This window comes from Ornithinicoccus hortensis (assembly GCF_006716185.1).
GTDB lineage: Bacteria > Actinomycetota > Actinomycetes > Actinomycetales > Dermatophilaceae > Ornithinicoccus > Ornithinicoccus hortensis.
The window spans coordinates 966,134-992,007 of sequence record NZ_VFOP01000001.1; the positions used below are offsets into that span (position 1 = coordinate 966,134).

Genomic DNA, 25,874 nt, shown 5'->3' on the forward strand with positions numbered 1-25,874 from the left:
GCCGGGCTTCCGACGAGCGGACGGCCGGTGCTGCTCCTATCGTGGAGTCATGCATCGCAGTCGAATTGGAGTCGTGCTCATCGACCACCCGGAGGAGTCCGCCGCGGCCGCCACGACCTTCTGGTCCGGGGTGCTCGGGGGCCCGTCCGTCTCGGCGCAGGGGCCCTCGGAGGAGGACCCCTACCTGGAGTTGCCGTCGTTGCCGGGAGGGGTCGGTCTGGAGGTGCAGCGGACCGGCAGCGGGACCGCGCCGCGGGTGCACCTGGACATCGAGACCGATGACGTCCCCGCGGAGGTCGCCCGGGTCGTGGCCCTCGGCGCCGAGGTCCTGGAGGACCGCACGGGGTATGCGATCCTGCGCGACCCCGGGGGCCTGGTCTTCTGCGTGGTGCCGGTGCAGCGGGAACAGGAGTTCGCGGAGCAGGCCGTCACCTGGGAGTGAGCTCGGCCAGGTGCGGTGCGGTCAGGCGGGGACGTAGCCCAGGTTCGGAGCGAGCCACTTCTCCGCCTCGGCGAGGGTCCAACCCTTGCGGGCGGCGTAGTCCTTGACCTGGTCCTCGGACAGTTTGCCGACGGCGAAGTAGCGGCAGTCCGGGTGGGCGAAGATGATGCCGGAGACCGCCGAGTTGGGGGTCATCGCGCAGGACTCCGTGAGTTCCATCCCGACCTCGCCGGCGTCGAGCAGGTCGAACAGGGTGAACTTCTCGGTGTGATCCGGTTGGGCCGGGTAGCCGGGGGCGGGGCGGATGCCCTGGTAGCGCTCGCGGATGAGCTCCATGAGGGGCAGGTCCTCGTCGGGGGCGTAGCCCCACATGTCGCGGCGGACGTAGAGGTGCAGCCACTCGGCGAACGCCTCGGCCAGCCGGTCGGCGAGCGCCTGGACCATGATCGCGGTGTAGTCGTCGTGGTTCGCGCGGAACTGCGCGGCCAGTTCCTCGGCACCGTGGATGGAGACGGCGAAGCCGCCGACGTGGTCGTCCTCGTAGCCGACGAAGTCGGCCAGGGCCAGGTAGCCGTTCTCCCGCTTGCGCTGCTGCCGGAGCGTATGCAGTGTGGCCAGCGGCGGTGCCTCCGCCGGGTGGTCGGCGCTCGCGTCGAGGACCAGGATGTCGTCGCCGGAGCGGCGGGCCGGCCAGAGCGAGACCACGCCCCGGGCGCGGAGCAGCCCCTCGTCCAGGATCCGGTCCAGGAGGGTGCGGGCCTCGCTGTAGAGCTGGCTGGCGGCCTCGCCCTGGCGGGGGTCGTCCAGGATCTTGGGGAAGGTGCCACGCAGCTCCCAGGCGGTGAAGAACGGGGTCCAGTCGATGATGTCGACCAGCTCGCGCAGGTCGGGCTCGAGGATCTCGCGGCCGAGCCGGTTCGGGGCCGGGACGGACGACCGGCTCACGGGGCGGGACTGTTCCCGGGCGGTGGGGAGGTCGACCAGGGGGACCTGCTTGTCGCCGTGCCGCTCGCGCAGCCGGGCGTACTCCTGCCCGACCCGGGTGGCGATCTCCTCCTCGCGGCCTATGACCTCGGTGGCGACGCCGACCGCGCGGCTGGCGTCGATGACGTGGACGACGGTGCCGTCGTAGGCGGGATCGATCTTCACGGCGGTGTGGGCCGCGCTGGTCGTGGCGCCGCCGATGAGCAGCGGGGTCCGCAGCCCGCGGCGGCGCATCTCGGTGGCGACGCCGACCATCTCGTCCAGGCTGGGGGTGATCAGCCCCGAGACGCCGACGATGTCCGCGCCCAGGTCGGCGGCGGTGTCCAGCAACTTCTCGGCGGGGACCATCACGCCGAGGTCGGTCACGTCGTAACCGTTGCAGGCGAGCACGACGCCGACGATGTTCTTGCCGATGTCGTGCACGTCGCCCTTGACGGTGGCCAGCACGATCTTGCCCTTGGTGTGCCCGCCGGTGTCCACGGCGGCGGCCTCCAGGTAGGGGGTCAGGTGGGCGACCGCCTTCTTCATCACCCGGGCGGACTTGACCACCTGGGGCAGGAACATCTTGCCGGAGCCGAACAGGTCCCCGACCACGTCCATGCCGTCCATCAGTGGGCCCTCGATGACCTCCAGGGCGGAGCCCAGCTCCTGGTAGGCCTCCTCCGCGTCCTCGACGGCGTAGTCGCTGATGCCGTGCACCAGCGCGTGCCGCATCCGCTCGACCACGGGGGCGTCGCGCCAGGCCAGGGCGGCGCTGGCGGACACCTCCTTGGTCTGGCCCTTGTAGGACTCGGCGAGCTCGATCAACCGGTCGGTGGCGTCCTCGCGCCGGGCCAGGACGACGTCCTCGACCGCCTCACGCAGCGTGGGGTCGATCTCCTCGTAGACGCCGAGCATGCCGGCGTTGACGATGCCCATATCCAGCCCGGCGCGGATCGCGTGGTAGAGGAAGACCGCGTGCATCGCCTCGCGGACGGTGTTGTTGCCGCGGAAGGAGAACGAGACGTTGGAGATGCCGCCGCTGACCAGCGCGCCGGGCAGGTGCTCCTTGATCCAGCGCGTGGCCTCGATGAAGTCCAGGGCATACCGGTCGTGCTCGGACATGCCGGTCGCGACGGTGAGCACGTTGGGGTCGAAGATGATGTCGTGCGGGTCGAAGCCGACCTGCTCGGTGAGCAGCCGGTAGGCGCGCTCGCAGATCTGCGTGCGGCGCTCCAGGGTGTCGCCCTGCCCCTGCTCGTCGAAGGCCATCACGACGGCCGCCGCCCCGTAGTGCTTGACCTGCTCGGCGCGGCGCAGGAACTCCTCCTCGCCGTCCTTGAGCGAGATGCTGTTGACCACCCCGCGGCCCTGCAGGCACTCCAGGCCCGCCTCCAGCACCTCCCAGCGCGAGGAGTCGACCATGACGGGCACCCGGGAGATGTCCGGCTCGCCGGCCAGCAGGTTGAGGAAGTGGGTCATCGCCTGGACCCCGTCGAGCATCCCCTCGTCGACGTTGACGTCGATCAGCTGCGCGCCGGCGTCGACCTGTTGGCGGGCGATCTGCACGGCGGCGTCCCAGTCGCCCTCCAGCACGGCCTTCTTGAACTTGGGCGAGCCGGTGATGTTGGTCCGCTCACCGACGTTGACGAAGTTGGTCTCGGGGGTGAGGGTGAACGGCTCGAGGCCGGACAACCGCAGGTATGCCGTCCGCGTGCCGGGGGTGCGCGGGCTCGCCTCGCGCACGGCGTCGGCGATCGCGGTGATGTGCTCGGGGGTGGTGCCGCAGCACCCGCCGACGATGTTGACCAGGCCCTCCTCGGCGAACTCGCCGATGACCCGGGCCATCTGCTCGGGGGTCTCGTCGTAGCCGCCGAAGGCGTTGGGCAGCCCGGCGTTGGGGTGCACGGAGACCAGGGCCTCGGTGGAGCCGGCGATCTCCCGCAGGTGGGGGCGCAGCGCCTCGGGTCCGAGCGCGCAGTTCAGGCCCAGGGCGAGCAGGTCGGCGTGCTGGGTGGAGACGGCGAACGCCTCGGGCGTCTGTCCGGACAGGGTGCGGCCGGAGGCGTCGGTGATGGTGCCGGAGACGATGACCGGGACCCGGCGGCCCAGCTCGGTGAGCACGGTCTCGATCCCGGCGAGGGCCGCCTTGGCGTTGAGGGTGTCGAAGACGGTCTCGACCAGCAGCAGGTCGGCCCCGCCCTCGAGCAGTCCCCGGACCTGCTCGGCATACGCGTCGTGCAGCTGCCGGTAGGTGATCGCGCGGTACTCGGGGCGTTCTACGTCCGGGGACAGCGAGGCGGTGCGGTTGGTCGGGCCGAGCGCACCGGCGACCCAGCGGGGCCGGCCGTCCTCGGCGGCTACCTCGTCGGCGGTCTGCCGGGCGATCCGGGCCGCGGCGGCGTTCAGCTCGCGGACCAGGTGCTCGGTGCCGTAGTCCGCCTGGGCGATGGCGGTGGAGGTGAACGTGTTGGTCGTGGTGATGTCGGCGCCGGCCTCGAGGTAGCGGCGGTGCACCTGCGCGACCACGTCGGGGCGGGTGAGCTGGAGCAGGTCGAAGTTGCCGGCGTAGCTGCGACCCTCCGCGGCCCCCTCGAAGCGGAAGTCCTCGTCGGTCAGGTCGAACTGCTGGAGCAGGGTGCCCCAGGCCCCGTCCAGGACGAGGATGCGGTCGGTCGCCGCCGAACGGATGTCGGGGACGCTCGTGCTGGGAGTCATCTGCTCACCTCGTCTGCCACGGCTGTGGTCTTGGGGATACCTCCCCGGCAGGATAGCCCCTGCTGCAACGTACCCCGTGCGCCGGAACGTCTTAAGGTTGTGGACTTGAGGACGAGGCGATGAGACTGTTCGGCCGAAGCGCCGAGCGGGCAGAGGTCGAGGCGTACGTCGCCTCGGCCATGCCGCGGTTGGTCGGACTGGCCCACGCCATGACGGGCAACAAGGCGGATGCGGAGGATCTCGTCCAGGACACCCTGGCCACGGTGATCACCAAGTGGGCCAAGGTGTCGGAGGCGACGAACATCGACGCCTACGTGCGTCGCACGATGGTCAACACGCTGATCAGCAAGAAGCGGCGCCGGTGGAACACCGAGGTCGTCTCGCACGAGGTCGTCACGGCCGACCGACCGCCGACGGGCAGCCCCGAGCTGCGCGACGACGTGTCCACGGGGGTCAGCAACCGCGATGCGGTGCTGGGGATGCTGCGCGAACTCCCGGAGCGGCAGCGCGCCGTGATCGCGCTGCGCTACTACGAGGACCTGCCCGACGCGGAGATCGCGCGGGCGCTGGACTGCTCGGAGCAGGCGGTCCGGAGCGCAGCGCACAACGCCATGAAATCGTTGCGCCGGCTGATGCCGGAGCATGCAGGACAGGGGGCCACGCAATGAATGGGGAGGGACGCACTCCGCGCAAGAGTCTGGATGACACGCTGCGCGAGGCGATGCACGGTGCACCGGACGGGTTCGACTACGAGGCGCTGGTCGCCGGGACCCACGAGCGGGCCGGGCGGATCCGGCGCCGGCGCGCCGTCGGCACGCTGGCCGCGGCGGCCGTGCTCGTGCCGGGCCTGATCGGCGGTGGGGTGCTGGTCAGCACGATGATCGAGGACCAGGCGGTCCAGCCGCTGCCCGCCGGGCCGAGCGAGGGCGCGGCGGACGGGGACGCCGGGGACGACCCGGCCACGGGGGACGCGTCGACCGCCACGGACGACGCTGCGCCGACCACGCAGGCGCCCACGACGCCGCCGTGGCAGGACGGGGAGCTGCCCGTGCCTGAGGGTGCGGAGGAGTCCGACACCGACTCGGGCAACGCCTGGGAGATCCCGGACCCGCGGCCGACGGGCGTCGCCTTCCTGGACGACCTGGGGGAGCCGCAGGAGATGTCGGCCTACCGGCGGACGAGTCCGGTCCTGGGCTCGATGACGTGCGACCGGGCGGACATCGCCGAGGACGCGATGGAGTCGTCGGGCACTGCGGAGTGGACCTACTACCCCGACGATGCCGACTACCCGGCCGTCACCATCACGGTCAGTGGCTGGGAGGACGGCGTCGGGGCGATGGACGGGCTCCGGGCGGACGAGTTGTTCTGCGCCTGGGACCTGGACGACAACGACGAGTCGGTGCAGGCCGAGACGTCCTGGCCGGGCCGCCCCGGTGAGGAGGACTACTACCTCAACGAGGCCTACCCGGGGTTCGGCTACATGTCGGACACCTCGGTGAGCGTGTCCGTGGTCCGGACGGGTGACTACCTGGTGGCGGTGCGGGTCCAGGACGCGGACCCGGGGGTGGCCGAGGACGCCTCGACCGAGATCGCCGAGAAGACGGCCGAGAACCTCGCGGCTCTCGACCCGGAGCACGGGGGGACGCAACGATGAGGACGACCGAGGCGCCGAGGGCGCCGGACCCAGAGCTCGAACAGTGGCTGCGCAGCGCACTGTCCACGGCGGGGGAGGGATTCGACGCACCCGGCCTGATCAGCACCACGCACCGCAAGGTGGCGCGACAGCGTCGCCGGCACGCGGTCGCCACGGTGGCGGTCACCGGGATGGCGGCAGTGGCGCTGGTCGCGACCTGGCAGGCCGTCGACCCGCTGGCGGGCACCTCGGACCTGCTGGACACGGCCTCCCAGCCGGACTCGGTAGCGCAGGAGTCAGTCGGGCAGGCCGGCGACCCGCTGCTGCAGCGGGACGGTGAGCCGACCGCGCAGGAAGGGGCCGTGCCCTGGCAGGAGGCCTCGCCGCCGCTGACCCAGGAGGAGCAGGACCTCGGCACGACCGAGGGGGAGACCGAACCGTCGCACGGTGACTGGCAGATCCCCGACCCGAGGCCGACGGGGGTGGCCTTCCTGGACGACCTGGGCGACCCACAGCAGCACCTCACGGGTGACAACATGCCGCCGGTCGCCGGGATGGTCGGCAACGACGCTGCCCACGACACCGGGGCCACCCCGGTCGCCGGACAGAACTGGTTCTACTACGCCGATGGTCAGGACCTGGCCTCGCTGACCGCCGAGATCACGGTCACCGGGTGGCAGGACGCGCCGGCGGCGATGGAGGGGTTGCGGGCGGACAACCTCCACTTCGCCTGGGACGTGGACCAGCTACCCGGCACCTGGCAGGGGCACGAGGACGATCCCGACCGGTTCGTGTTCGAGACCTTCGAGCGGACCGAGGACGACGGTGCGGGAGGGTTGACACCGCTGGGCGTCTACCAGACCAGCGCGGTGGTGCGGGTCGGGGACTACCTGGTCGCCGCCACGGTCACCGCCGACTCCCCGCAGGAGGCCGAGGAAGCCGCACGGGAGATCTCCGAGAAGGCGGCGGAGAACCTCGCCGTGCTGGACCCGGAGCACGGCACAGACTGACGGCACCGACTGACAGCGCCGGCTGACAGACTGGTCCCGATGAGCACCGAGACATCGTGGACCGCCACCTACCGGCTGCAGTTGCACGCCGGGTTCACCTTCGACGACGCCGCCGGGGTCGTGCCCTACCTGGCCGACCTCGGCGTCTCGCACGTCTACCTCTCGCCGGTCCTGACCGCGGTGCCCGGCTCGATGCACGGCTACGACGTGTTGGACCACACCCGGGTCGACCCCGAGCTCGGCGGGCGGGAGGGCCTGGAGCGGCTCGCCGGGGCGTGCCGGGACCTGGGGCTGGGCGTCGTGGTGGACGTCGTCCCCAACCACATGGCGCTGGTCGCCCCGGAGTGGGCCAACGCCCCGCTGTGGGAGGTCCTGCGCGACGGCCGCCGGGCTGCCACGGCGCACTGGTTCGACGTGGACTGGGCCGCGCTGGACGGGCGGTTCGGCCTGCCGCTGCTCGGTGAGCCCCTCGCCGACGTGCTCGCGGCGGGGCAGCTGACGCTCGACACCGGCCGGGACGACGAGGGGCCGGCCGCGGGGCAACCGGTCGTCCGCTACTACGAGCACACCTTCCCGGTGGCGCCGAGCACCGTGCGCGAGGGTGACGACGTCGCGGCGGTGCTGGAGCGCCAGCACTACCTGCTCGCCTCCTGGAAGGAGCCGGTGCTCAACTACCGGCGGTTCTTCGAGGTGGACGGGCTGGTCGCGGTCCGGGTGGAGGAGTCCGACGTCTTCGAGCGGACCCACCGGCTGTTGCTCGACCTGCACCACGCGGGGGTGATCGACGGGTTCCGGATCGACCACCCGGACGGGCTAGCCGACCCGGAGGGCTACCTGGCCATGCTGAGCCGCAGTTGCCGCCCCGGCACCCCCATCTGGGTGGAGAAGATCCTGGAGGGGCAGGAGGAGCTGCCGCGGCAGTGGGCGGTGAGCGGCACCACCGGGTACGACGCGAACGCCGCGCTCCAGGCGGCCCTGGTCGACCCGGGGACCACGAGGGACGTCGACGCGGCCTGGACCGGGATCGGGGGCGCGGAGTCCCTCGAGGAGGTCGTGGCGGGCACCAAGCGGGCCGCCGTCGACGACCTACTCGGCCCGGAGGTCGAGCGGCTGCACCGGCTCGCGGTCCGGGTGCTGCCGCACGCGGAGCCCGGCCGGCTGCGGGAGGCCCTGCGGGAACTGCTCGTGGGGGTCGACCGCTACCGGATATACATCAGGCCCGGCCACACCACGGCACCCGGTGAGGTGGAGCGGCTGCGCGCCACCGTGGAGCAGGCGGCAGCCGCCCGGCCCGACCTGGCCGCGGAGGTGCGTGACCTGGGTCAGGTGCTGACCGAGCCGGAGGCCGGGCACGACCCGGAGGCCGGTCGGGACCTGGTCGTGCGCTTCCAGCAGACCACCGGGCCGGTGATGGCCAAGGGGATCGAGGACACCGCGTTCTACCGCTGGCACCGGCTGGTCGCGCTCAACGAGGTGGGGGCGGACCCGGCGGCGCCCGCCGACCCGGCGGCACTGCATACCTGGGCGCAGCGACAGGCCACCCACTGGCCACGGGGGATGACCACCCTGTCCACCCACGACACCAAGCGCAGCGAGGACGTGCGGGCCCGGCTGGTGGCGGTCGCCGGGGACGCTCGCGGGTGGCGACGGTGCACCGAGCTGTTCGCCGCCGCGGCCCGGGACCGCGACGTCGATCCCCCCACCGCGCACCTGATCTGGCAGACGCTGGTCGGCGCGGGCGAGGAGGTCGCCGGTGACCGGCTCGCCGACTACCTGGTCAAGGCGATGCGCGAGGCCAAGACGCACACCAACTGGATCGCGGTGGACGAGGACTACGAGTCGCGGGTGCTCGGGCTGGCCCGGGACGCGGGCCGGGACGGTCCGCTGCTGGAGGCGGTCCGCGAGGTGGTGGCCGGCAGCGCGCAGGCGATCCGGGCCACCGTCCTCGGGCAGAAGCTGCTGCAGCTGGTGCTCCCCGGGCTGCCGGACACCTACCAGGGGTGCGAGTCCCTCGACCTGTCCCTCGTCGACCCCGACAACCGGAGGCCGGTGGACTACGCGGTGCTGCGCAAGCGCCTGGCGGCGCTCGACGCCGGCGGCGGACCCACCGACCTGGCCGGGGAGAAGTTGTTGGTCACCTCGCGGGCGCTGCGGTTGCGCGCCCGGCGGCCCGAGGCCTTCGGCCCGGGGGCGGGCTACCGGGCGCTGGACGGCGGTCCGCACCTACTCGGGGTGCTCCGCGACGACCGGGTCGCCGCGCTGGCCACCCGCGCGCCGCACGGCCTGGCCGCGGCCGGCGGCTGGGGTGGGGCGACGGTCGCCCTCCCGCCCGGGCGGTGGCGCGACGAACTGGACGGCGCGGTGCACGAGGGCTCCGTGCACGAGGGTGGGGTGCTGTCGCTGGCCACGGTCCTCGCCGACCGTCCGGTCGCGCTGCTCGTGCGGGACGGCGCGGACCGGTCGTGATACTTCGTTATACTCGATGCCCTGCCGTCGGGTGGGACCGTCCGACCGGCGCCCGCTGGGGAGGTGAACGCCGTGCTGCCCAACCCGTACTCACCGGGTGAGGTTCCCCGGGTCCTGGTCGGCCGTGACCGCGAGCTGGCCCGGATCGCGACCGCGCTGGACCGGGTGACCCGCCACGGGGAGATGGCCGGTCCGCCGATGGTGTTCACCGCACCGCGCGGGATCGGCAAGACCTCGCTGCTGCGGACCGCGGCCGACCGGGCGCGGCCGGAGGGCTTCGCGGTCGCCTGGGTGGCGTGCGTCAAGGGGGCGCGGGTGCTGCCCGACCTGGGCAGCGGCGTGGCGCGGGCGCTGGCCGAGGTGGGGCTGGGCGAGCAGCGGGCCTGGTTGGGGCGCCTGGAGTCGTTCCGCGTCGAGGTGGGAGTCCCGGGGGTCAAGGCGTCCGCCAACTTCGAGCGTGCGGGCAAGGACGGCGGGGGCGCCGGTCGTGGGGGTGAGCCGGCCGGTAGCGACGGTGCGGGTGTCCCGCGCGGGGGAGAGGTCACCGCCGTCGAGGACCTGCTCCGGTCGGCGGCCCGCGCGGTCCGGGAGCGGGGTGGGGCCGGGTTGGTCGTCTTCCTGGACGAGCTGCACGCGCCGGCGGTGCCGGACACCGGGGTGTTGCTCAACGCGCTGCAGGACCTCGCCGGGGAGCGCCAGGACGTGCCGCTCGCCGTGATCGGCGCCGGCCTGCCGTCCACACCGGGCCACCTGACGAAGGCGGCGACCTTCGGGGAGCGGTCCCGGTTCGTCGTGGTGCCGGGGCTGGACGAGGCGTCCGCCGACCGGGCGCTGTCCGGTCCGGCGGCCGAGCTGGGAGTGACCTGGGACGAGGACGCCCTAAGGCTGGCCGGGACGGCCGCCGACGGCTACCCCTACTTCATCCAGTTGCTGGGGTCCACCACCTGGGACGCCGCCGCGCCCGAGCACGGCCAGCGCATCACCGTGGAGGACGTCCGCCGGGGGCTGACCGACGCCGCCTCCCAGATCATGCAGATGTTCCAGGCGCGGTGGGAGGCCGCGACCGAGTACGAGCAGGACTTCATCGAGGCGATGGCCACGCACGGGGACGGCCCCGTCGCCCGCGGGGAGATCGCCCGCACGCTCGGACGGTCCACCCGGGCGATCAGCGTGCCCCGGGAGCGCCTGATCGACAAGGGGATCATCGTGCCGGCAGGGCACGGCAAGCTGCAGTTCACCATCCCCGGCTTTGCCGGGTACGTGCGCGGCCACGTGAGCGACGCCGCGGCCGACGAGACCCCGGCCGACGGGGAACGCTGGCCGCTGGTGCTGCCCGAGGCGGCCGCCGGGCTCGGCGACACCGGGTCGTCGGGCGGGACGAAGGGAGCGAGGGACGGCAATGGGTGATCGGCTCCGGGTGTGGGCACCCGCGGCGACGCGGGTGGAGGTGGTGCACGGCCCCGACGCGGACCGCCGCACCCCGATGGAGTCCGGGTCCGGCGGGTGGTGGTCGCTGGACTGGGACCGGGTCGGGACCGACGCGTCCGGCGCCACCCGTTACGCCTTCGCGCTGGACGGGGGCGACCCGCGGCCCGACCCGCGGTCGCTGTCCCAGCCCGGCGGCGTCCATGCCCCGTCCCGCAGGCTGGACCTCACGGCATACCGCTGGGGAGACGAGGACTGGGCCGGGCAGCCGTTGGAGGGGTCCTCGGTCTACGAGCTGCACGTGGGCACGTTCACCCCGGCGGGCACGCTGGACGCGGCCATCGAGCGGCTGGACCACCTGGTGGACCTGGGCGTGACCACCGTGGAACTGATGCCGCTGGCCGCGTTCCCCGGGGTGCACGGGTGGGGCTACGACGGCGTCGCGCTGTATGCCGTGCACGAACCCTACGGCGGGGCGCGGGCACTGCAGCGGTTCGTCGACGCCGCGCACTGCCTGGGCCTGGCGGTGTGGCTCGACGTCGTCTACAACCACCTGGGGCCGAGCGGGAACTACCTGGGCCAGTTCGGGCCCTACTTCACCGAGCGCTACCACACGCCGTGGGGAGCGGCGGTCAACCTGGACGGTCCCGGCAGCGACGAGGTGCGGGCGTTCCTGCTGGACAACGTCCGGATGTGGCTGACCGACTTCCACCTCGACGGGCTGCGGCTGGACGCCGTGCACGAGCTGCACGACGGGCGTGCGCTGACCCTGCTGGAGGAGGTGGCGGCGCTCGCGGATGAGGTGGCGCAGGCGACCGGTGTGCCGCGGACGGTGGTGGCCGAGTCCGACCGGAACGACCCGGGCACGGTCGCTCCCCGGGGCGCCGGCTCCGGTGGGCTGGGCCTGGCCGGACAGTGGGCCGACGACGTGCACCACGCGCTGCACGTGGCGCTGACCGGGGAGACCGACGGCTACTACGCCGACTTCGACGACCCCTCGGCGCTGCCGAGGGCGCTGGGCGGGTTGCCGTTCTTCCACGACGGGACGTACTCGACCTTCCGGGGGCGGGTCCACGGGCGGCCGGTGGACCCCGCCGAGACGCCGTCGTGGCGCTTCGTCGCGTCGCTGCAGACCCACGACCAGGTGGGCAACCGCGCGGTCGGTGACCGGTTGGCGCAGCTGGCCGGCCGCGACCGGGCCGCCGTGGGGGCGGCGCTGCTGCTGACCGCGCCCTTCACGCCGATGCTGTTCATGGGCGAGGAGTGGGGTGCCGGCACGCCCTGGCAGTACTTCACCGACCACCAGGAGCCCGAGCTCGCCGAGGCGATCCGGGCGGGTCGGCGGCGCGAGTTCGCCAGCCACGGGTGGGGCCGGGAGGTGCCGGACCCGCAGGACCCGGCCACGCTCGAGGCCTCCCGCCTCGACTGGTCCGAGCCGCAGGCGCCCGGCCACGCCGAGCTCCTCGCCTGGCACCGCACCCTGCTGTCGCTGCGGCGGGACCACCCCGGCCTGGTGGCCTCGCCCGGGGACGTGCCGTGCCGCGTGCTCCGGGAGGGCGGCGGTGACGTGCTGCGGGTCGAGCGGGGTGTCTACCTGGTGCTGGCCAACCTGGGGGACCAGGAGCGGCAGACGGCGTTGCCGCACGACGACCACGTCGAGCACGCCCAACTGGCCGGCTGGGGACGGACGACCGTCCGGGGAGACGGGACCGCGCTGCTGGGACCGGCGTCGGTCCTCGTGCTGGCTGCTGGGGCCGGTGGCGGCCCTCCTGCTGCAGCGGACGGCGGGGTCGACGCGGGATAGACGCGGGATCGACCTGGGTCCAGCCGGGCACGCCGACGCCCCGGACCCCCTGGCGGAGGGATCCGGGGCGCCGGGCGTCGTGCTCAGTGCTGGTCGGGCAGGTTGCCGTCCGTGTCGCCCACGGTGGGAGCGGCGGGAGCGGCGGCCGTCCCGAACAGGGCCAGCAGCTGGTCGTAGACGTCGGAGGACAGCGCCGCCTCACCGCCGACGATGGTGACCAGCGGGAAGGCGAACCCGTCGGTCAGGCGCTCGACCTCGGTCATCACGCTGGCGGGGACCTCGTCGTGGCGGGACAGGGCGATGCCGGCCCCGGTCCGCCCGGCCACCGGCACGGCGGTCAGGGCGTCGGGGAACTTCTCCCCGGTCGCGACCATGACCTTGCCCTCGGCGGGGAACTGCTGGAGCACGACCGCCGCGGTCTCGTAGCGGTCGGTGCCCGAGTAGCGGGTGGCAGTCGCGCCGCCCAGGGCGGCGGCCTCGTTCAGCACGCTGTCGCTGATGACGGCGACGCCACCGGCGGCATACAGGTCGTCGAAGCTGGCGCCGGACAGGAAGGCCTCCGTGGCGTCCGGCAGGTCATCGACCTTGGTCAGCACCAACGGCGCGCTCTCCCGGGCGGCGAGGGCGCTGAGCACCAGCGCGTCCGGGAAGTCCTGCCCGGTCGCCAGGAACATCTGCGGGGTGCTGTCCTGGATGATTTCCTGGGCGATCAGCGCGGACGTCGCGTAGCGGTCCGCGCCACCGATCCGGGAGACCGTGGAGCTGGCGGGCAGCAGGGCCGCCGCCTCCGCCAGGACGCTGTCCTGGATCGCCGCGCTGCCACCGATCACGATGACCTGGGAGGGCTGGAGCCGGGTGAGCTCGGCGGCCGTCTCGGCCGGGAGGCTCCCGGTGCGGGTCAGCAGCAGCGGACCGGCCATCTGGTCGGCCAGCGGGGCGGCCGTCAGGGCGTCGGGGAAGGTGTCGGACCGCGCCAGGACGACGGTGTCGGCCTTGACGAAGCGCTGGGCCAGTAGCGCGGCGGTCCCGATCCGGTCGGCGCCGCCGATCCGCTCCACGTCGAAGTCGCACGGGCCCTCCTCGTCCTCGGGGAAGAACGGGTCGAGGGAGTCGAGCCAGGTGGTGGCCTCGCCCGCCGGGTCGGCGTCGGCGAGCACGATCCCGACGCCGGGGGCACCGGTCAGGTAGGTGCCGACGAAGCTGAGGAAGGCCGTGGTGTCGACGGTGGCGCCGACGGGTACCTCCAGGACCCGGTAGTCCTTGAGGATGCCGTCGTCCCAGACCTCGACGCGGACCTTGTCGAAGCCGCCGCCGTCGTCGGTGGTGCCGGTGAACGTGGCGTCGACGACGTACTCGTTGCGGGCGCAGTCCGCGGTGACGAACTGGATGCCGGTGACGTCCCAGTCGTCCAGGGTTGCGGCGGACGCGGGGGTGACGGCCGCGACCGTGAGTAGGCCCGCGGTCCCGGCGGTCGCCAGGAGGGGCCGCCAGGGGGTGCGGCGGGTGCGGTGGGTCATCGTGGTTCTCCCTTTCGTGGCCGGGCACACGGGTCCCGGTGGCGACCGGAGGCCGGGGGAACCTCCGTTGGTACCGCCATCGGGGAAGAACGCCGGCCGACCCGTTTGATACGTGGAGCGGATACGCGGGGCGGGGATCGTCCGGCGGGGCACGTCGCCGCGTGCCGCGTACTGTGGGGCGGGTGAGGTTCCACAAGCCGCTCCCGGTGCCCCCGTCGGCGCTGGACGCTGCCCTCGGGGCGGTCGACCCGATCGACCTGGCCGAGGCCGCGCACCGGACCGCGGCGGTCGTCGTCGGCCGGGGGAGGGCGACCGACGACCCGGAGGTCACCGCCCGCCTGGTCGGGCTGGTCCGGGAGATCGGGCTGGCCACGGTGGCCGAGATGTGGGCCGACCGGCCCGCCCGCTCGCTGCCGGGCACGCTGTGGCGGCTCTACCTGCTCCACGAGTGGGTCCAGCGGCAGCCGGAGCAGGTGGCGGCGGCGTTCGGCGCAGGCTCCGCCCACGCCGAGGTCTACCGGGTGATCGCGGGGGTGGCCGAGCCACCCCACCCCGAGGACCTGCGCCGACTCACCTCCGCGATCCTGACCGGTGTCTTCGAGGGGGACCTGGCGACCGCCCTGGACCGGGCGGCGGCCTTCTGCCACGTGGTGGCCGTCGGTCTCGCCGGCCCGGACGGCAGCGAGGTGCCCGAGGACCAGGTGCGTCGGGCGGCACGGCTGCAGTCGACGGCCCGGGACCTGCAGGCGAGCGCCGGGTTGTGGCGCCGCGGCGACCTCCACTGAGCCTCCGCCGGGAACAACGGGACCCATCCGGGAGTTAGTGTCTAGCGTGTGCCGGACCGCGGCAGCCCCGGGTCCCACAACACGCCGCTACGAGCGGCCATGCGCCGTGAGGCGCTCCCGGTCCGGCACACACATCTGCGCACGTTAACCGGGTGGTCACCGGGCGTGGTTGGGTTTTCATCTGCAGGACGCCTACTATTTGGTCCCGTGCGCTTCCGCATCACGCCCCAGAACGCCTCCTTCTTCGAGCACTTCGCCGATCTCGCCGGTCACGTGCTCGACGGCGCCAACGCCATGCGCGACATCCTGGGGCTCCCCCAGGACGAGCGTTCCGCCGCGGCCGAACGCATCAAGGAGATCGAGCATCGCGGTGACGACGCGACGCACAAGATCATGAACGAGGCGAACACCTCCTTCATCACGCCGTTCGACCGGGACGACATCTATGCCCTCGCCTCGCGCCTGGACGACTGCCTGGACCACCTCGAGGCCGCGATCGACATCGTCGTGCTCTACGGCATCGACGAGCTGCCGCACGGGGTCGACGACCAGGTCGACATCCTGGTGCGGATGGCCGAGCTCACCGCCGAGGCGATGCCGCGGCTGAAGTCGATGCGGGACCTGCAGGACTACTGGATCGAGATCAACCGGCTGGAGAACGCAGCCGACCAGCGATACCGGCAGATGACCGCGGCGCTGTTCCGGGAGGAGCAGGACGCCGTTCAGATCATCAAGCTCAAGGCTGTCATCGACGAGATGGAAGCTGCCGCCGACGCGTTCGAGACGGCGGCCAACACGGTCGAGAGCATCGCGGTCAAGGAATCCTGACCGGTGGAGTGGCTACCGGTCACCGTCGTCATCCTGCTGGCGATGGGGTTCAACTACACGAACGGTTTCCACGACGCCGCCAACGCCATCGCGACGTCGGTCTCCACCCGGGCGCTGACCCCCCGGATCGCGCTGCTGATGGCGGCCGTGTTCAACCTGATCGGAGCCTTCCTCGGGGAAGGGGTCGCCAAGACCGTCGGGTCGGGCATCATCGACCCGCCCTCGGGCATGACCGGACTGGCGATCGTCGCCGCCTCGCTGGTCGGGGCGATCGGGTGGAACATGCTCACCTGGTGGTACGGCCTGCCGTCCTCGTCCTCGCACGCCCTGATCGGGGGCATGGCCGGGGCCTCGCTCGCCGCGGGGACCACGGTGCTGTGGAGCGGCATCATGAACAGCATCATCATCCCGATGCTGATCTCGCCCGTGGCGGGCATGATCCTGGGCTACCTGGTGATGACCGCGATCCTGTGGATCTTCCGCAACGGCCACCCCGGCCGGTTGGGCCGTGACTTCCGGATCGCCCAGACCGCGTCGGCGGCCGCGATGGCGCTGGGCCACGGGCTGCAGGACGCCGCGAAGACGATGGGCATCGTGGTGCTCGCGCTCGTCGTCGGGGGCTACCACGAGGGAGCCCACATCCCGTTGTGGGTCACCATCACCTCCGCGCTGGTGATCTCCGCGGGCACGTATGCCGGGGGCTGGCGGATCATGCGCACGCTCGGCCGCAAGATCATCGACCTGGACCCGCCGCAGGGCTTCGCGGCGGAGTCGGTCGCGGCGAGCGTGCTGTACGTCGCCGGCCTGGCCTTCCACGCCCCCATCTCCACCACCCACACGATCACCTCGGCGATCATGGGCGTCGGGGCCACCAAGCGGATGTCCGCCGTCCGCTGGGGCGTGGCGAAGAACATCGTCGGCGCGTGGGTGTTCACCTTCCCCGGCGCCGGCATCGTCGCCGCGCTGACCTACTGGATCATCGCGATCTTCTAGGACGGCGGTCTGCGGCGACCTCTCGGTCGCAGATTCAAACGTCGTTCACGCCGCGTTCACCGTCGGCCCCCACGCGGGACACATCCGCTCCCTACGGTCAACACGGTTGGCGAGGACGCCAGCTCGCTGCGGGCGTCCTGACCCGTGGCGTGCGCACCCGAACTGCTCAGAGAGGTTTCTCCCGTGAAGCTCCACCGTTGTGGACCGACCGCCGCCCTGGCGATGGCTGCACTGCTGACCCTGTCCGCCTGCGGCGACGACAACCCCACCGCCGACAACGACGCCTCGGCCAATGAGGACGCGGCCCAGGAGCCCGCTGACGGCGGGTCCGAGAGCGGCTCCGACGGGGCCGGTGACACCGCCGCCGCCGGCGGCGGCGCGGCCCTGTCCGGCACGGTCAGCCTGTCCGGCGCCAGCTCCCAGGAGTCGGCGATGACCGCCTGGATCGCGGGCTACCAGGCCGTCCAGCCGGACGTGCGGCTCAACTACGACGCCATCGGCTCCGGCGGCGGCCGGGAGAACCTGATCTCCGGCGCCTCCCCGATGATCGGCTCCGACGCCTACCTGGACGAGGAGGAGCGCGAGGCCGTCAAGGACAGCTGTGGCGACGGCGGCGCCCTGCACATCCCGGTGTACATCTCGCCGGTGGCCATCCCCTACAACCTGCCCGGTGTGGAGCAGCTGAACCTGCCCCCGGACGTGCTGGCCCAGATCTTCGACCAGCAGATCGAGACCTGGAACGACCCGGCGATCGCCGAGGCCAACCCGGATGCCGACCTGCCGGACACCGAGATCACCGTGGTCAACCGGTCCGACGACTCGGGCACCACCGAGAACTTCACTGAGTACCTCGTCGCGGCCGCACCCGACGCCTGGCCGCACGAGCCCAGCGACGCGTGGCCGGTGGAGGGCGGCGAGGCCGCCGCCCAGACCACGGGCGTCATCTCGGTCGTCGGCAGCACCGAGGGTGCCATCGGCTACGCCGACGCCTCGGCGGTCGGCACCCTGACCACCGCCGCTGTCGGGGTCGGCGAGGAGTTCGTGAACTTCTCCCCGGAGGCCGCCGCGGCCGTCGTCGACGCCTCGGAGCCGGTCGACACCGGCGTCGAGGGCGACCTGGCCCTGGACCTGGCGCGCGACACCACCGAGTCGGGGACCTACCCGATCGTGCTGGTCTCCTACCACATCGCCTGCACCTCCTACGAGGACGCGCAGACCGGTGAGGTGGTCAAGGACTTCCTCACCTACGTGATCAGCGAGGACGGGCAGGCGGCGGCCGCCGAGGCGGCCGGGTCGGCGCCGATCTCGGACGAGGTGCGGGCCCAGGCCACCACGGCCATCGAGGGCATCACGGTGGGGAACTGAGGACCGCCACCCGGCGATCGAAAGGTCACGCATGAGCACTCCCGCACCCCCGCTCCGCCGGCCCGACCGGGCCGGCGGAGCGGCCGGGCCGACCAGGACCAGGCGTCCCGGCGACTCCCTGTTCTTCGGGGCGTCCCTCGGCTCGGCGATGCTCATCCTGCTCGTCCTGGCGGGGGTGGCCGCCTTCCTGGTGAGGGAGGCGCTGCCCGTGCTCGGGGCCGCCGACGAGGAGATCACCGGCGGGGCCGGGTTCTTCGCCTACGTCTGGCCGCTGGTGGCCGGCACGGTCACCGCCTCGCTCATCGCGATGGTGATCGCGACCCCGGTCGCGGTCGGTATCGCGCTGTTCGTCTCGCACTACGCCGAGCGCCGGGTCGGCACGGCGATCGGCTTCGTGATCGACCTGCTGGCCGCGGTGCCCAGCGTCGTCTTCGGCATGTGGGGCTGGCAGGTGCTCGCCCCACAGTTGGTGCCGCTGTATGCCTGGCTCGAGGACGCCCTGGGGTTCATCCCGATCTTCGGGGACGGGTCGGCCACCGGGCGCACCCTGATGACCGCCTCGATCGTGCTCGCGGTGATGATCCTGCCGATCATCACCTCCGTCTCGCGGGAGGTCTTCCTGCAGACCCCGAGCCTGCACGAGGAGGCCGCCCTGGCCCTGGGCGCCACCCGGTGGGAGATGATCCGCACCGCGGTCCTCCCGTTCGGTATGCCGGGGGTCATCGGCGGGACGATGCTCGGCCTGGGGCGGGCCCTCGGTGAGACGATGGCGGTGGCGATCATCCTGTCGACCGGCGGGTTCACCTGGAACCTGATCGGCAGCGGCAACAACACGATCCCCTCGGAGATCGCGCTCAACTTCCCCGAGGCCTCCGGCCTGCGGCTGAGCGAGCTGATCGCGACGGGACTGGTCCTGTTCGTCATCACCCTCGCGGTGAACCTCCTGGCGAGGTACATCGTGAACAAGCGGTCCGAGTTCTCGGGAGCCAACTGATGAGCACCACGACGCGCGAGCACGACACTCCCGACGTCCCGGTCGTCGACCACGCGCTGGACCGGGTGAGCGGCATCGTCGCCGCACCGGTCCGCCCGGCGCCCCGGGCGCTGGGGCCGACGATCCTGGCCGGCGGGCTGCTGCTCGCCCTGGTCCTGGCTCAGCTGTGGCACCCCGCCCTGGCGGTCGTGACGGCATACCTCGCCGTGCTCGTCGTCGCCTACGTGGCCTTCCGGATGGTGTCCGGCAGCCGGGTGGCGACGGACCGGGTGATGCGGCTGCTGATGTACGGCGCGTTCGTGGTGGCGCTGCTGCCCCTCGTGTCGGTCATGTGGACCGTCATCGGGGAGGGGGCCGCCCGGGCGTTCAGCCCCGGCTTCCTGCAGCAGACCATGAACGGGGTCACCGGCGTCAACGACGCGGCGTATGCCGAGGGCACCGGCGACTTCGTCGGCGGCGCCTACCACGCGGTCATCGGCACGCTCATCATCACCGCGCTGGCCAGCATCATCTCGATCCCGATCGGGCTGTTCACCGCGATCTACCTGGTCGAGTACAGCGCCGGCAACAAGCTGTCCCACTCCATCCGGTTCCTGGTCGACGTGATGACCGGGATCCCCTCGATCGTGGCGGGACTGTTCGCCTTCGCGCTGTGGGCGACCCTGTTCGGGATCGGCACCAAGAACGCGCTCGGCGGCGCCGTGGCGCTGGCGGTGTTGATGATCCCCACCGTGGTCCGCAACAGTGAGGAGATGCTCCGGATCGTGCCCAACGAGCTGCGGGAGGCGGCGCTGGCGCTCGGCGTGCCCAAGTGGCGGGTCGTCGCCAAGGTCGTCCTGCCGACGGCCGCGTCCGGCCTGGCCTCCGGGGTCACCCTGGCCATCGCCCGGGTGATCGGCGAGACCGCCCCGCTGCTGGTCGCGGTCGGCTTCACCCACGCGCTGAACACCAACCCGACGTCCGGGCCGATGAACAGCCTGGCGCTGTTCGCCTACCAGATGTTCACCCGGCCGCTGAACCCCGGCGTCCGGGACCCCAGCCTCGAGCGGGCCTGGGCCGCGGCCCTGCTGCTCGTCCTCCTCGTCGTGATCCTCAACCTCGGCGCCCGCCTGGTCGCCGCGCTGTTCGCGCCCAAGACCGGCCGCTGACCCCCCTGGAGTTACCTGATATGTCCACCCGAATCGACGTCAACGACCTCGACATCTTCTACGGCGCCTTCCACGCCGTGCAGGGCGTCAACATGGTCATCGAGCCCAAGTCGGTCACCGCCTTCATCGGCCCGTCCGGCTGCGGCAAGTCCACCTTCCTGCGGACCCTGAACCGGATGCACGAGGTCATCCCCGGGGGCCGGGTCCAGGGGGAGGTGCTGATCGACGGCAAGAACCTCTACGGCCCGGGTGTGGACCCGGTGAACGTGCGCCGGGAGGTCGGCATGGTCTTCCAGCGGCCCAACCCGTTCCCGACGATGTCCATCAAGGAGAACGTGCTGGCCGGGGTGAAGCTGAACAGCAAGCGGATCAGCTCCGCGGCGGCCGACGACCTGGTGGAGCGCTCGCTGCGCGGGGCCAACCTGTGGACCGAGGTGAAGGACCGGCTGGACAAGCCGGGCTCGGGCCTGTCCGGCGGCCAGCAGCAGCGGCTGTGCATCGCCCGGGCGATCGCGGTGCAGCCCGAGGTGATCCTGATGGACGAGCCGTGCTCGGCGCTGGACCCGATCTCGACGTTGGCGATCGAGGACCTGATCAACGAGCTGAAGTCCGACTACACGGTGGTCATCGTGACCCACAACATGCAGCAGGCGGCCCGGGTGTCCGACCGCACCGGATTCTTCAACCTGGAGGCGACCGGCAAGCCGGGCCGGCTGGTGGAGATGGATGAGACCAGCAAGATCTTCAACAACCCGGCGCAGCAGGCGACCGAGGACTACATCTCCGGCCGGTTCGGCTGATCGGTCCGGGCGGGCCTACCAGCCGGCTCAGGCCGGCGGCCGGTGCCGGGTGACGGCCAGGACCGTGGCGTCCCGGCCGGTGCCGATCATGGTGCAGGCGAGCACCTCGCCCTTGTCCATGCCGACCTCCGCCAGCCGGGTGAGCGTGTCGGCCTCCAGGCGGCGGACGGTGTGCCGGGACAGGGGCTCCAGCAACTCCGGCAGCAGTGGGCGGTGGCTGCACAGGGCGGCGGCCTCCCCGCGCTCCAGCAACCGCTGCAGGTGACGCAGCGCGCGGGCCGGCTTCTCGGCATACCCCTCCTCGGACAGACCCGCCTTGTCGGCGACCTTGACCCCGTCGTCGCGGCCGTAGGGTGCCACCGTGTCGGCGCAGCGCACCGACGGTGAGGTCAGCACCCGGGTCGGGGCGTAGGCCCGCAGCAGGGGCACCAGCCGGGTGGCCCGTCGCGCGCCCACCTTGCTCAGCGGCCGGTCCGGGTCGGACCCGGACCACGACCCGCGACCCACCGCGTGGGCGTGCCGGACGATCAGCAGCGGCCACGTCTCCAGCCGCAGGGTCAGCTCGGCCCCGGCGACGGCGGCCAGCTGCTCCCGGTCCCGGGGGTAGCTGAGCAGGTCCCGCGCCTCGGCCAGCGGCAGCCAGCGCACCTCGTCGATCTCGTGCTCCAGCTCGCCGGCGCCGCCGAGCACCGTGCCGGCCCAGTAGCGCACCTGCTTGACCACGGCCCGGCCGTTGCCCTTGGGCAGGGGGTACTCGGCCGTCGGGAGGGGCGGCCCGAGCCGAACCCGCAGCCCGGTCTCCTCCAGCGTCTCGCGCGCCGCGGCCGTGGCCCAGTCCTCGCCCGGCTCCAGCTTGCCCTTGGGCCAGGACCAGTCGTCATAGCCGGGCCGGTGGACCAGGGCCACCTCGAGGCGGCCGTCCCCGGCGCGCCGCCACGGGATCACCCCGGCGGCCCGGACGATGCGCGGGCGTGCGGTGCCCGCCCGCCCCGGTGCGTTGCCCATCGGTGCTCAGCGCCGGCGACCCGGGCGGCGCCGCCGCCCGTAGGAGTCGATCAACTGGGACTGCAGGTCGGCCAGCGGCTGGCCGTCGTCGTCGAGGTGCTGCCTGGTCCACTGACCGTCACCGTCAAGGTGCCAGCTGGCCACATCCTCGGACATGACCCGGTCGAGCAGCTTGGCCAGGGTCTTGACGTGGGCGCGCTCGGTGACCGGGACGAGCGCCTCGACCCGGCGGTCCAGGTTGCGGTGCATCATGTCGGCCGAGCCGAGGTAGACCTGCGGGCTGCTGCCCTTGCCGAAGGCGAAGACCCGGGAGTGTTCCAGGAAGCGCCCGAGGGTCGAGCGGACCCGGACGTTCTCGGACAGGCCGGGCACCCCGGGGCGGACCGCGCAGATGCCGCGCACCCACAGGTCGACCCGGCAGCCGGCGCCGGAGGCGCGGTAGAGCGCGTCGATCAGCGCCTCGTCCACGATCGAGTTGACCTTCATCCGGATCTGCCCGTCCGGCCCCTTGGCGGCCTCGGCCTCGACCAGCTCGACCAGCCCGCTGCGGACCGAGCGGGGCGCGACGAGCAGCCGCTTGAACTTGGTGCGGGGCGCCATGCCGGAGAGCTGGTTGAACAGCCGGCTGAGGTCCTCGCCGATGGTCTCGTCACAGGTGAGCAGCCCCAGGTCCTCGTAGATCCGGGCGGTCTTCGGGTTGTAGTTGCCGGTGCCCACGTGGGAGTAGCGCCGCAGCCCGCCGGGCTCCTCGCGCACGGCCAGCGCCAGCTTGGCGTGGGTCTTCAGCCCGACCATGCCGTAGACGACGTGCACCCCGGCGTGCTCCAGCTTGCGGGCCCAGCTGATGTTGTTCTCCTCGTCGAACCGGGCCTTGATCTCGACCACGGCCAGCACCTGCTTGCCGGCCGCCGCGGCCTCGATGAGCGCATCGATGATGGGGCTGTCACCGCTGGTCCGGTAGAGGGTCTGCTTGATCGCCAGGACGGCCGGGTCGGCCGCAGCCTGCTCGATGAAGGCCTGCACCGAGGTGGAGAAGGAGTCGTAGGGGTGGTGCAGCAGGATGTCCTTCTCCCGCATCGCCCCCAGGATGTCGCTGGGGGCCGAGCGCTCGACCGGCGCCAGGTCCGGGTGGGTCTTGGGCACGAACCCGGGGAAGGCCAGCTCGGTGCGGTCCAGGTCGGCGATGGTGGTGAGCGCCGTGAGGTCCAGCGGCGCCGGCAGCCGGTAGACCTCGCTGGGACTGACCCGCAACTCGCGGGTGAGCAGGTCCAGGACGTGGTCGTCCATGTCCTCGACCACCTCCAGCCGCACCGGGGGACCGAACCGCCGGCGGGTGAGCTCCCGCTCCAACGCGGTCAGCAGGTTCTCCGCGTCGTCCTCCTCGACCTCGAGGTCCTCGTTGCGGGTGACCCGGAAGGTGAACGTCTCGTGCACCTCCATCCCGGGGAAGAGCTGGTCCAGGTGGGCCGCGATGAGCTGCTCCAGCAGCACGAACCGGTCGCGGTAGAGGTGGTCCGGGCCGGAGTCGATCCGGATGAAGCGCGGGAGCAGCGGCGGGACCTTGACCCTGGCGAAGTGCTCGCGGCCGGTCTGCGGGTGGATCAGCAGGACCGCCAGGTTCAGCGAGAGACCGCTGATGTAGGGGAACGGGTGGGCCGGGTCCACCGCCAGCGGGGTCAGCACCGGGTAGACCGTGCTGCGGAACATCTCGCCCAGCTGGGACTGCTCCTCCTCCGTCAGGTCGTCCCACCCCGCGATCGTGATGCCCTCGCCGGCCAGCAGCGGCGCCACCTGGTTGGCGTAGAGCGCGGCGTGCTGGGCGCTCAGGTCGTGCGCCCCCACCGAGATCTCGTCGAGCACCTCCCGCGGCTCCAGGCCAGAGGCCGACCGGGTGGCGATGCCGGTGGCGATCCGCCGCATCAGCCCGGCGACGCGCACCATGAAGAACTCGTCCAGGTTGCTGGCGAAGATGGCCAGGTACCGGGCCCGCTCCAGCAGCGGGACGGCGGGGTCCGCGGCCAGCTGGAGGACCCGCTCGTTGAACTGCAACCAGCTCACCTCGCGGTCCAGGAACCGGTCCGGAGGCAGACCCTCGGTGTCGGCCGACTCGTTGGGGGAGCTGGATACCGACCGGATGAACCTGCCGTTGGCCGCCCGCTGGCGTGCGGCCCGGATGGTGGGTAACGGGACGATCGAGGGCGATTCCACGATGTCCGGCGCTGCCGGGTCGGTGGTCGTCATGGCTCCATCCTGCCACCGTCGGTGGGGGGAACGTCAGGGGTAGCGGGCCGGGCGGTCAGGCGCCGTCGACGGCATACATCACGTCGACCATGGACCGCTCGAAGCCGAGCCGGTGGTAGGTCGCCAGCGCCGGCTCGTTGTCCCCGTCGACATACAGGGTGGCGGTGTCCAGACCGCAGGCCCGCAGGTGACGCAGCCCCAGGACGGTCACCGCCTTGCCCAGGCCACGCCCCTGGTAGTCCGGGTCGACGCCGACGACATACACCTCTCCGGAGGTGGGGCCCTGGCCGGAGGACTCCACCTTGGTCCAGTGGAAACCGGCCAGCCGTGGTGGTCCGTCGCCGTTGTGGTCCTCCACGAGGAGGAAGCCGTGCGGGTCGAACCACGGCTCGTTGATCCGGTCGGTGAGGTCGGTGAGCGTCATCCGCCCCTGCTCGGCGTGGGCGGCGAAGGAACGGGCGTTGACCGCCAACCAGGCCTGCTCGTCCTGCCCGACCTGGAAGGGCCGCACCGCGAAGCCCTCGGGCAGGTCCACCTCCGGCAGCTCGGACCACTCCCCGGACAGCGGGCGGGCCATCTGCCACAGGTCCCGGACGGGTCGCAGCCCGAAGGCGTCCGCCATCTTCCGGGCCGGCACCAGGTCCCCGTGGGCCCACACGCGGACTCCGGGGTATTCCTCCAGCACCTGCTGGAGCAGCGCCCCGCCCACGCCGCCCCGCCGGTGCTCCGGGTCCACGACGATTTCGGCCGAGGGTGGGTCGGAGCGTTCCACGTGGGCGTAGCCGAGCACCCGGGCGTCGATCTCGCCGGGGTGGTCCTCGACCACCAGGTGGACCCCGGGGGTCGCGTCGGGAGGGGTCGGCTCGTCCGGCAACCGGCGGACATCGAGCACCGTCTGCTCGGACAACGGCCGCACGCCGTCGTGCTGGGTGGCCCGCACGACGAGGGCAGAAACCTCCGCGGACTGGCGTGGCTGGAGCCGTTCGCTGGACGGTTGGTTCACCATCGGGCTATTTCACCACGTCACCCGACGGGGTGTCGCGGGGACCTGCGAAGCGGTACCCGACGTTGCGGATCGTGCCGATCAGGGACTCCCGCTCCGGCCCCAGCTTCGCGCGCAGCCGGCGGATGTGGACGTCGACCGTGCGCGTCCCGCCGTAGTAGTCCATCCCCCAGACCTCCTGCAGGAGGATCTCCCGGGTGACCACCCGGCCCGGGTGGTGGACCAGGTACTTCAGCAGCTCGAACTCCTTGTAGGTGAGGTCCAGCGGCTGGCCGCCCGCGCGCACCGTCCAGGCCCCCTCGTCGACCACGACGTCGGCGACCCGCACCGGGGACGTGGCGTCCGGCGTCTCGGCCGCGGGGGCGCCCGCCGCCCCGCGGGCCAGGACCATCCGCAGCCGCGCCCGGACCTCGGCGGGCCCGGCCGTGGTCAGCAGGATGTCGTCCAGCGGCCACTGGTCGTCCAGGGCCGCCAGCCCGCCCTCGGTGAAGATCCCCACGAGTGGGACCCCGAGGCCCATCGTGTGGAGGGTGCGCACCGTTGAGCGCGCCTGGACCAGGCTGGTCGTCGCGTCGACCAGCAGCACGGCGACGTCCTCCCGCAGCGCCGCAGCGGGGTCGAGGTCGAGGGTGACCACCTGGTGGGCGAGGAGTTCCAGCGCCGGGAGCGCGCTGGAGACCGCTCGCTCGGAGGGACCCGCGGTCAGCAGCGCCAGGGTGGACACCGGGACAGGA

20 protein-coding genes are annotated in these 25,874 nt (G+C 72.4%); 14 read left to right on the plus strand and 6 right to left on the minus strand.

The genetic code is table 11. The features are described from left to right. The first annotated feature begins 49 nt into the window (after positions 1-49). Complete coding sequence (locus FB467_RS04430; protein ID WP_141784016.1) at positions 50-442, plus strand: VOC family protein; 393 nt, start codon at positions 50-52, stop codon at positions 440-442. A gap of 21 nt (positions 443-463) precedes the next feature. On the opposite strand, the gene metH is transcribed toward FB467_RS04430, so the two are convergent. Next, complete coding sequence (gene metH / locus FB467_RS04435; protein ID WP_141784017.1) at positions 464-4,123, minus strand: methionine synthase; 3,660 nt, start codon at positions 4,121-4,123, stop codon at positions 464-466. 119 nt (positions 4,124-4,242) lie between these two features. Between metH and FB467_RS04440 the strand changes: the two genes are divergently transcribed. The 6 genes from FB467_RS04440 (at position 4,243) to treZ (ending at position 12,461) form a co-directional block, all read left to right on the plus strand. Beyond that, positions 4,243-4,791 (plus strand): SigE family RNA polymerase sigma factor, encoded by a 549-nt coding sequence (locus FB467_RS04440; protein WP_141784018.1) that lies wholly within the window; start codon positions 4,243-4,245, stop codon positions 4,789-4,791. Further along, entirely contained in the window at positions 4,788-5,777 is a 990-nt protein-coding gene (locus FB467_RS04445) for a hypothetical protein (RefSeq protein WP_141784019.1), read from the plus strand. Before FB467_RS04440 ends, FB467_RS04445 begins: the two co-directional genes overlap by 4 nt. Beyond that, entirely contained in the window at positions 5,774-6,766 is a 993-nt protein-coding gene (locus tag FB467_RS04450) for a hypothetical protein (RefSeq protein WP_141784020.1), read from the plus strand. The genes FB467_RS04445 and FB467_RS04450 overlap by 4 nt, the downstream gene beginning before the upstream one ends. Before the next feature lie 39 nt (positions 6,767-6,805). Continuing rightward, positions 6,806-9,232, plus strand: coding sequence for a malto-oligosyltrehalose synthase (treY, locus tag FB467_RS04455; RefSeq protein WP_141784021.1), 2,427 nt, complete (start codon positions 6,806-6,808; stop codon positions 9,230-9,232). 72 nt (positions 9,233-9,304) lie between these two features. Next, positions 9,305-10,639: an ATP-binding protein gene (locus tag FB467_RS04460; protein WP_170230559.1), complete on the plus strand. Its 1,335-nt coding sequence runs from the start codon at positions 9,305-9,307 to the stop codon at positions 10,637-10,639. Next, positions 10,632-12,461: a malto-oligosyltrehalose trehalohydrolase gene (treZ, locus tag FB467_RS04465; RefSeq protein ID WP_141784023.1), complete on the plus strand. Its 1,830-nt coding sequence runs from the start codon at positions 10,632-10,634 to the stop codon at positions 12,459-12,461. Before FB467_RS04460 ends, treZ begins: the two co-directional genes overlap by 8 nt. An 83-nt stretch (positions 12,462-12,544) precedes the next feature. Here treZ and FB467_RS04470 read toward each other — a convergent pair whose 3' ends face one another. Then, positions 12,545-13,978 (minus strand): cell wall-binding repeat-containing protein, encoded by a 1,434-nt coding sequence (locus tag FB467_RS04470; protein WP_141784024.1) that lies wholly within the window; start codon positions 13,976-13,978, stop codon positions 12,545-12,547. Positions 13,979-14,160: 182 nt separating this feature from the next. On the opposite strand from FB467_RS04470, the gene FB467_RS04475 reads away from it, so the two are divergent. The 7 genes from FB467_RS04475 to pstB all read left to right on the plus strand — a co-directional run bounded on the left by FB467_RS04475 (position 14,161) and on the right by pstB (position 20,891). Beyond that, a complete protein-coding gene (locus tag FB467_RS04475; protein ID WP_141784025.1) occupies positions 14,161-14,763 on the plus strand; it encodes a hypothetical protein in 603 nt (200 codons plus the stop codon). A gap of 207 nt (positions 14,764-14,970) precedes the next feature. Further along, positions 14,971-15,591 carry a DUF47 domain-containing protein gene (locus tag FB467_RS04480; protein ID WP_141784026.1) on the plus strand — a complete coding sequence of 207 codons (621 nt, stop codon included), beginning with the start codon at positions 14,971-14,973 and terminating at the stop codon, positions 15,589-15,591. A gap of 3 nt (positions 15,592-15,594) precedes the next feature. Beyond that, the gene (locus tag FB467_RS04485; RefSeq protein WP_194288318.1) at positions 15,595-16,584 is read left to right on the plus strand and encodes an inorganic phosphate transporter; all 990 of its coding nucleotides are present in this window, start codon (positions 15,595-15,597) and stop codon (positions 16,582-16,584) included. A gap of 183 nt (positions 16,585-16,767) precedes the next feature. Continuing rightward, entirely contained in the window at positions 16,768-17,949 is a 1,182-nt protein-coding gene (gene pstS / locus FB467_RS04490) for a phosphate ABC transporter substrate-binding protein PstS (protein ID WP_228393224.1), read from the plus strand. A gap of 31 nt (positions 17,950-17,980) precedes the next feature. Further along, the gene (gene pstC / locus FB467_RS04495; protein ID WP_141784027.1) at positions 17,981-18,943 is read left to right on the plus strand and encodes a phosphate ABC transporter permease subunit PstC; all 963 of its coding nucleotides are present in this window, start codon (positions 17,981-17,983) and stop codon (positions 18,941-18,943) included. Further along, positions 18,943-20,091, plus strand: coding sequence for a phosphate ABC transporter permease PstA (pstA, locus tag FB467_RS04500; protein WP_141784028.1), 1,149 nt, complete (start codon positions 18,943-18,945; stop codon positions 20,089-20,091). The genes pstC and pstA overlap by 1 nt, the downstream gene beginning before the upstream one ends. A 20-nt stretch (positions 20,092-20,111) precedes the next feature. Continuing rightward, positions 20,112-20,891, plus strand: a complete 780-nt coding sequence (gene pstB / locus FB467_RS04505; protein WP_141784029.1) for a phosphate ABC transporter ATP-binding protein PstB — start codon at positions 20,112-20,114, stop codon at positions 20,889-20,891. A gap of 27 nt (positions 20,892-20,918) precedes the next feature. Here the strand turns inward: pstB and FB467_RS04510 are convergent, their stop codons facing one another. Genes FB467_RS04510 through FB467_RS04525 form a run of 4 tightly spaced genes read right to left on the minus strand, consistent with a single transcriptional unit; the run spans position 20,919 to position 25,864 of the window. Then, positions 20,919-21,896: an NUDIX hydrolase gene (locus tag FB467_RS04510; RefSeq protein ID WP_141784030.1), complete on the minus strand. Its 978-nt coding sequence runs from the start codon at positions 21,894-21,896 to the stop codon at positions 20,919-20,921. A 6-nt stretch (positions 21,897-21,902) separates the two neighbouring features. Then, complete coding sequence (locus FB467_RS04515; protein ID WP_141784031.1) at positions 21,903-24,137, minus strand: RNA degradosome polyphosphate kinase; 2,235 nt, start codon at positions 24,135-24,137, stop codon at positions 21,903-21,905. Between the two features lie 55 nt (positions 24,138-24,192). After that, positions 24,193-25,143, minus strand: coding sequence for a mycothiol synthase (mshD, locus tag FB467_RS04520; RefSeq protein WP_141784032.1), 951 nt, complete (start codon positions 25,141-25,143; stop codon positions 24,193-24,195). Between the two features lie 4 nt (positions 25,144-25,147). Continuing rightward, positions 25,148-25,864 (minus strand): winged helix-turn-helix transcriptional regulator, encoded by a 717-nt coding sequence (locus FB467_RS04525; RefSeq protein WP_141784033.1) that lies wholly within the window; start codon positions 25,862-25,864, stop codon positions 25,148-25,150. Positions 25,865-25,874: the final 10 nt, after the last annotated feature.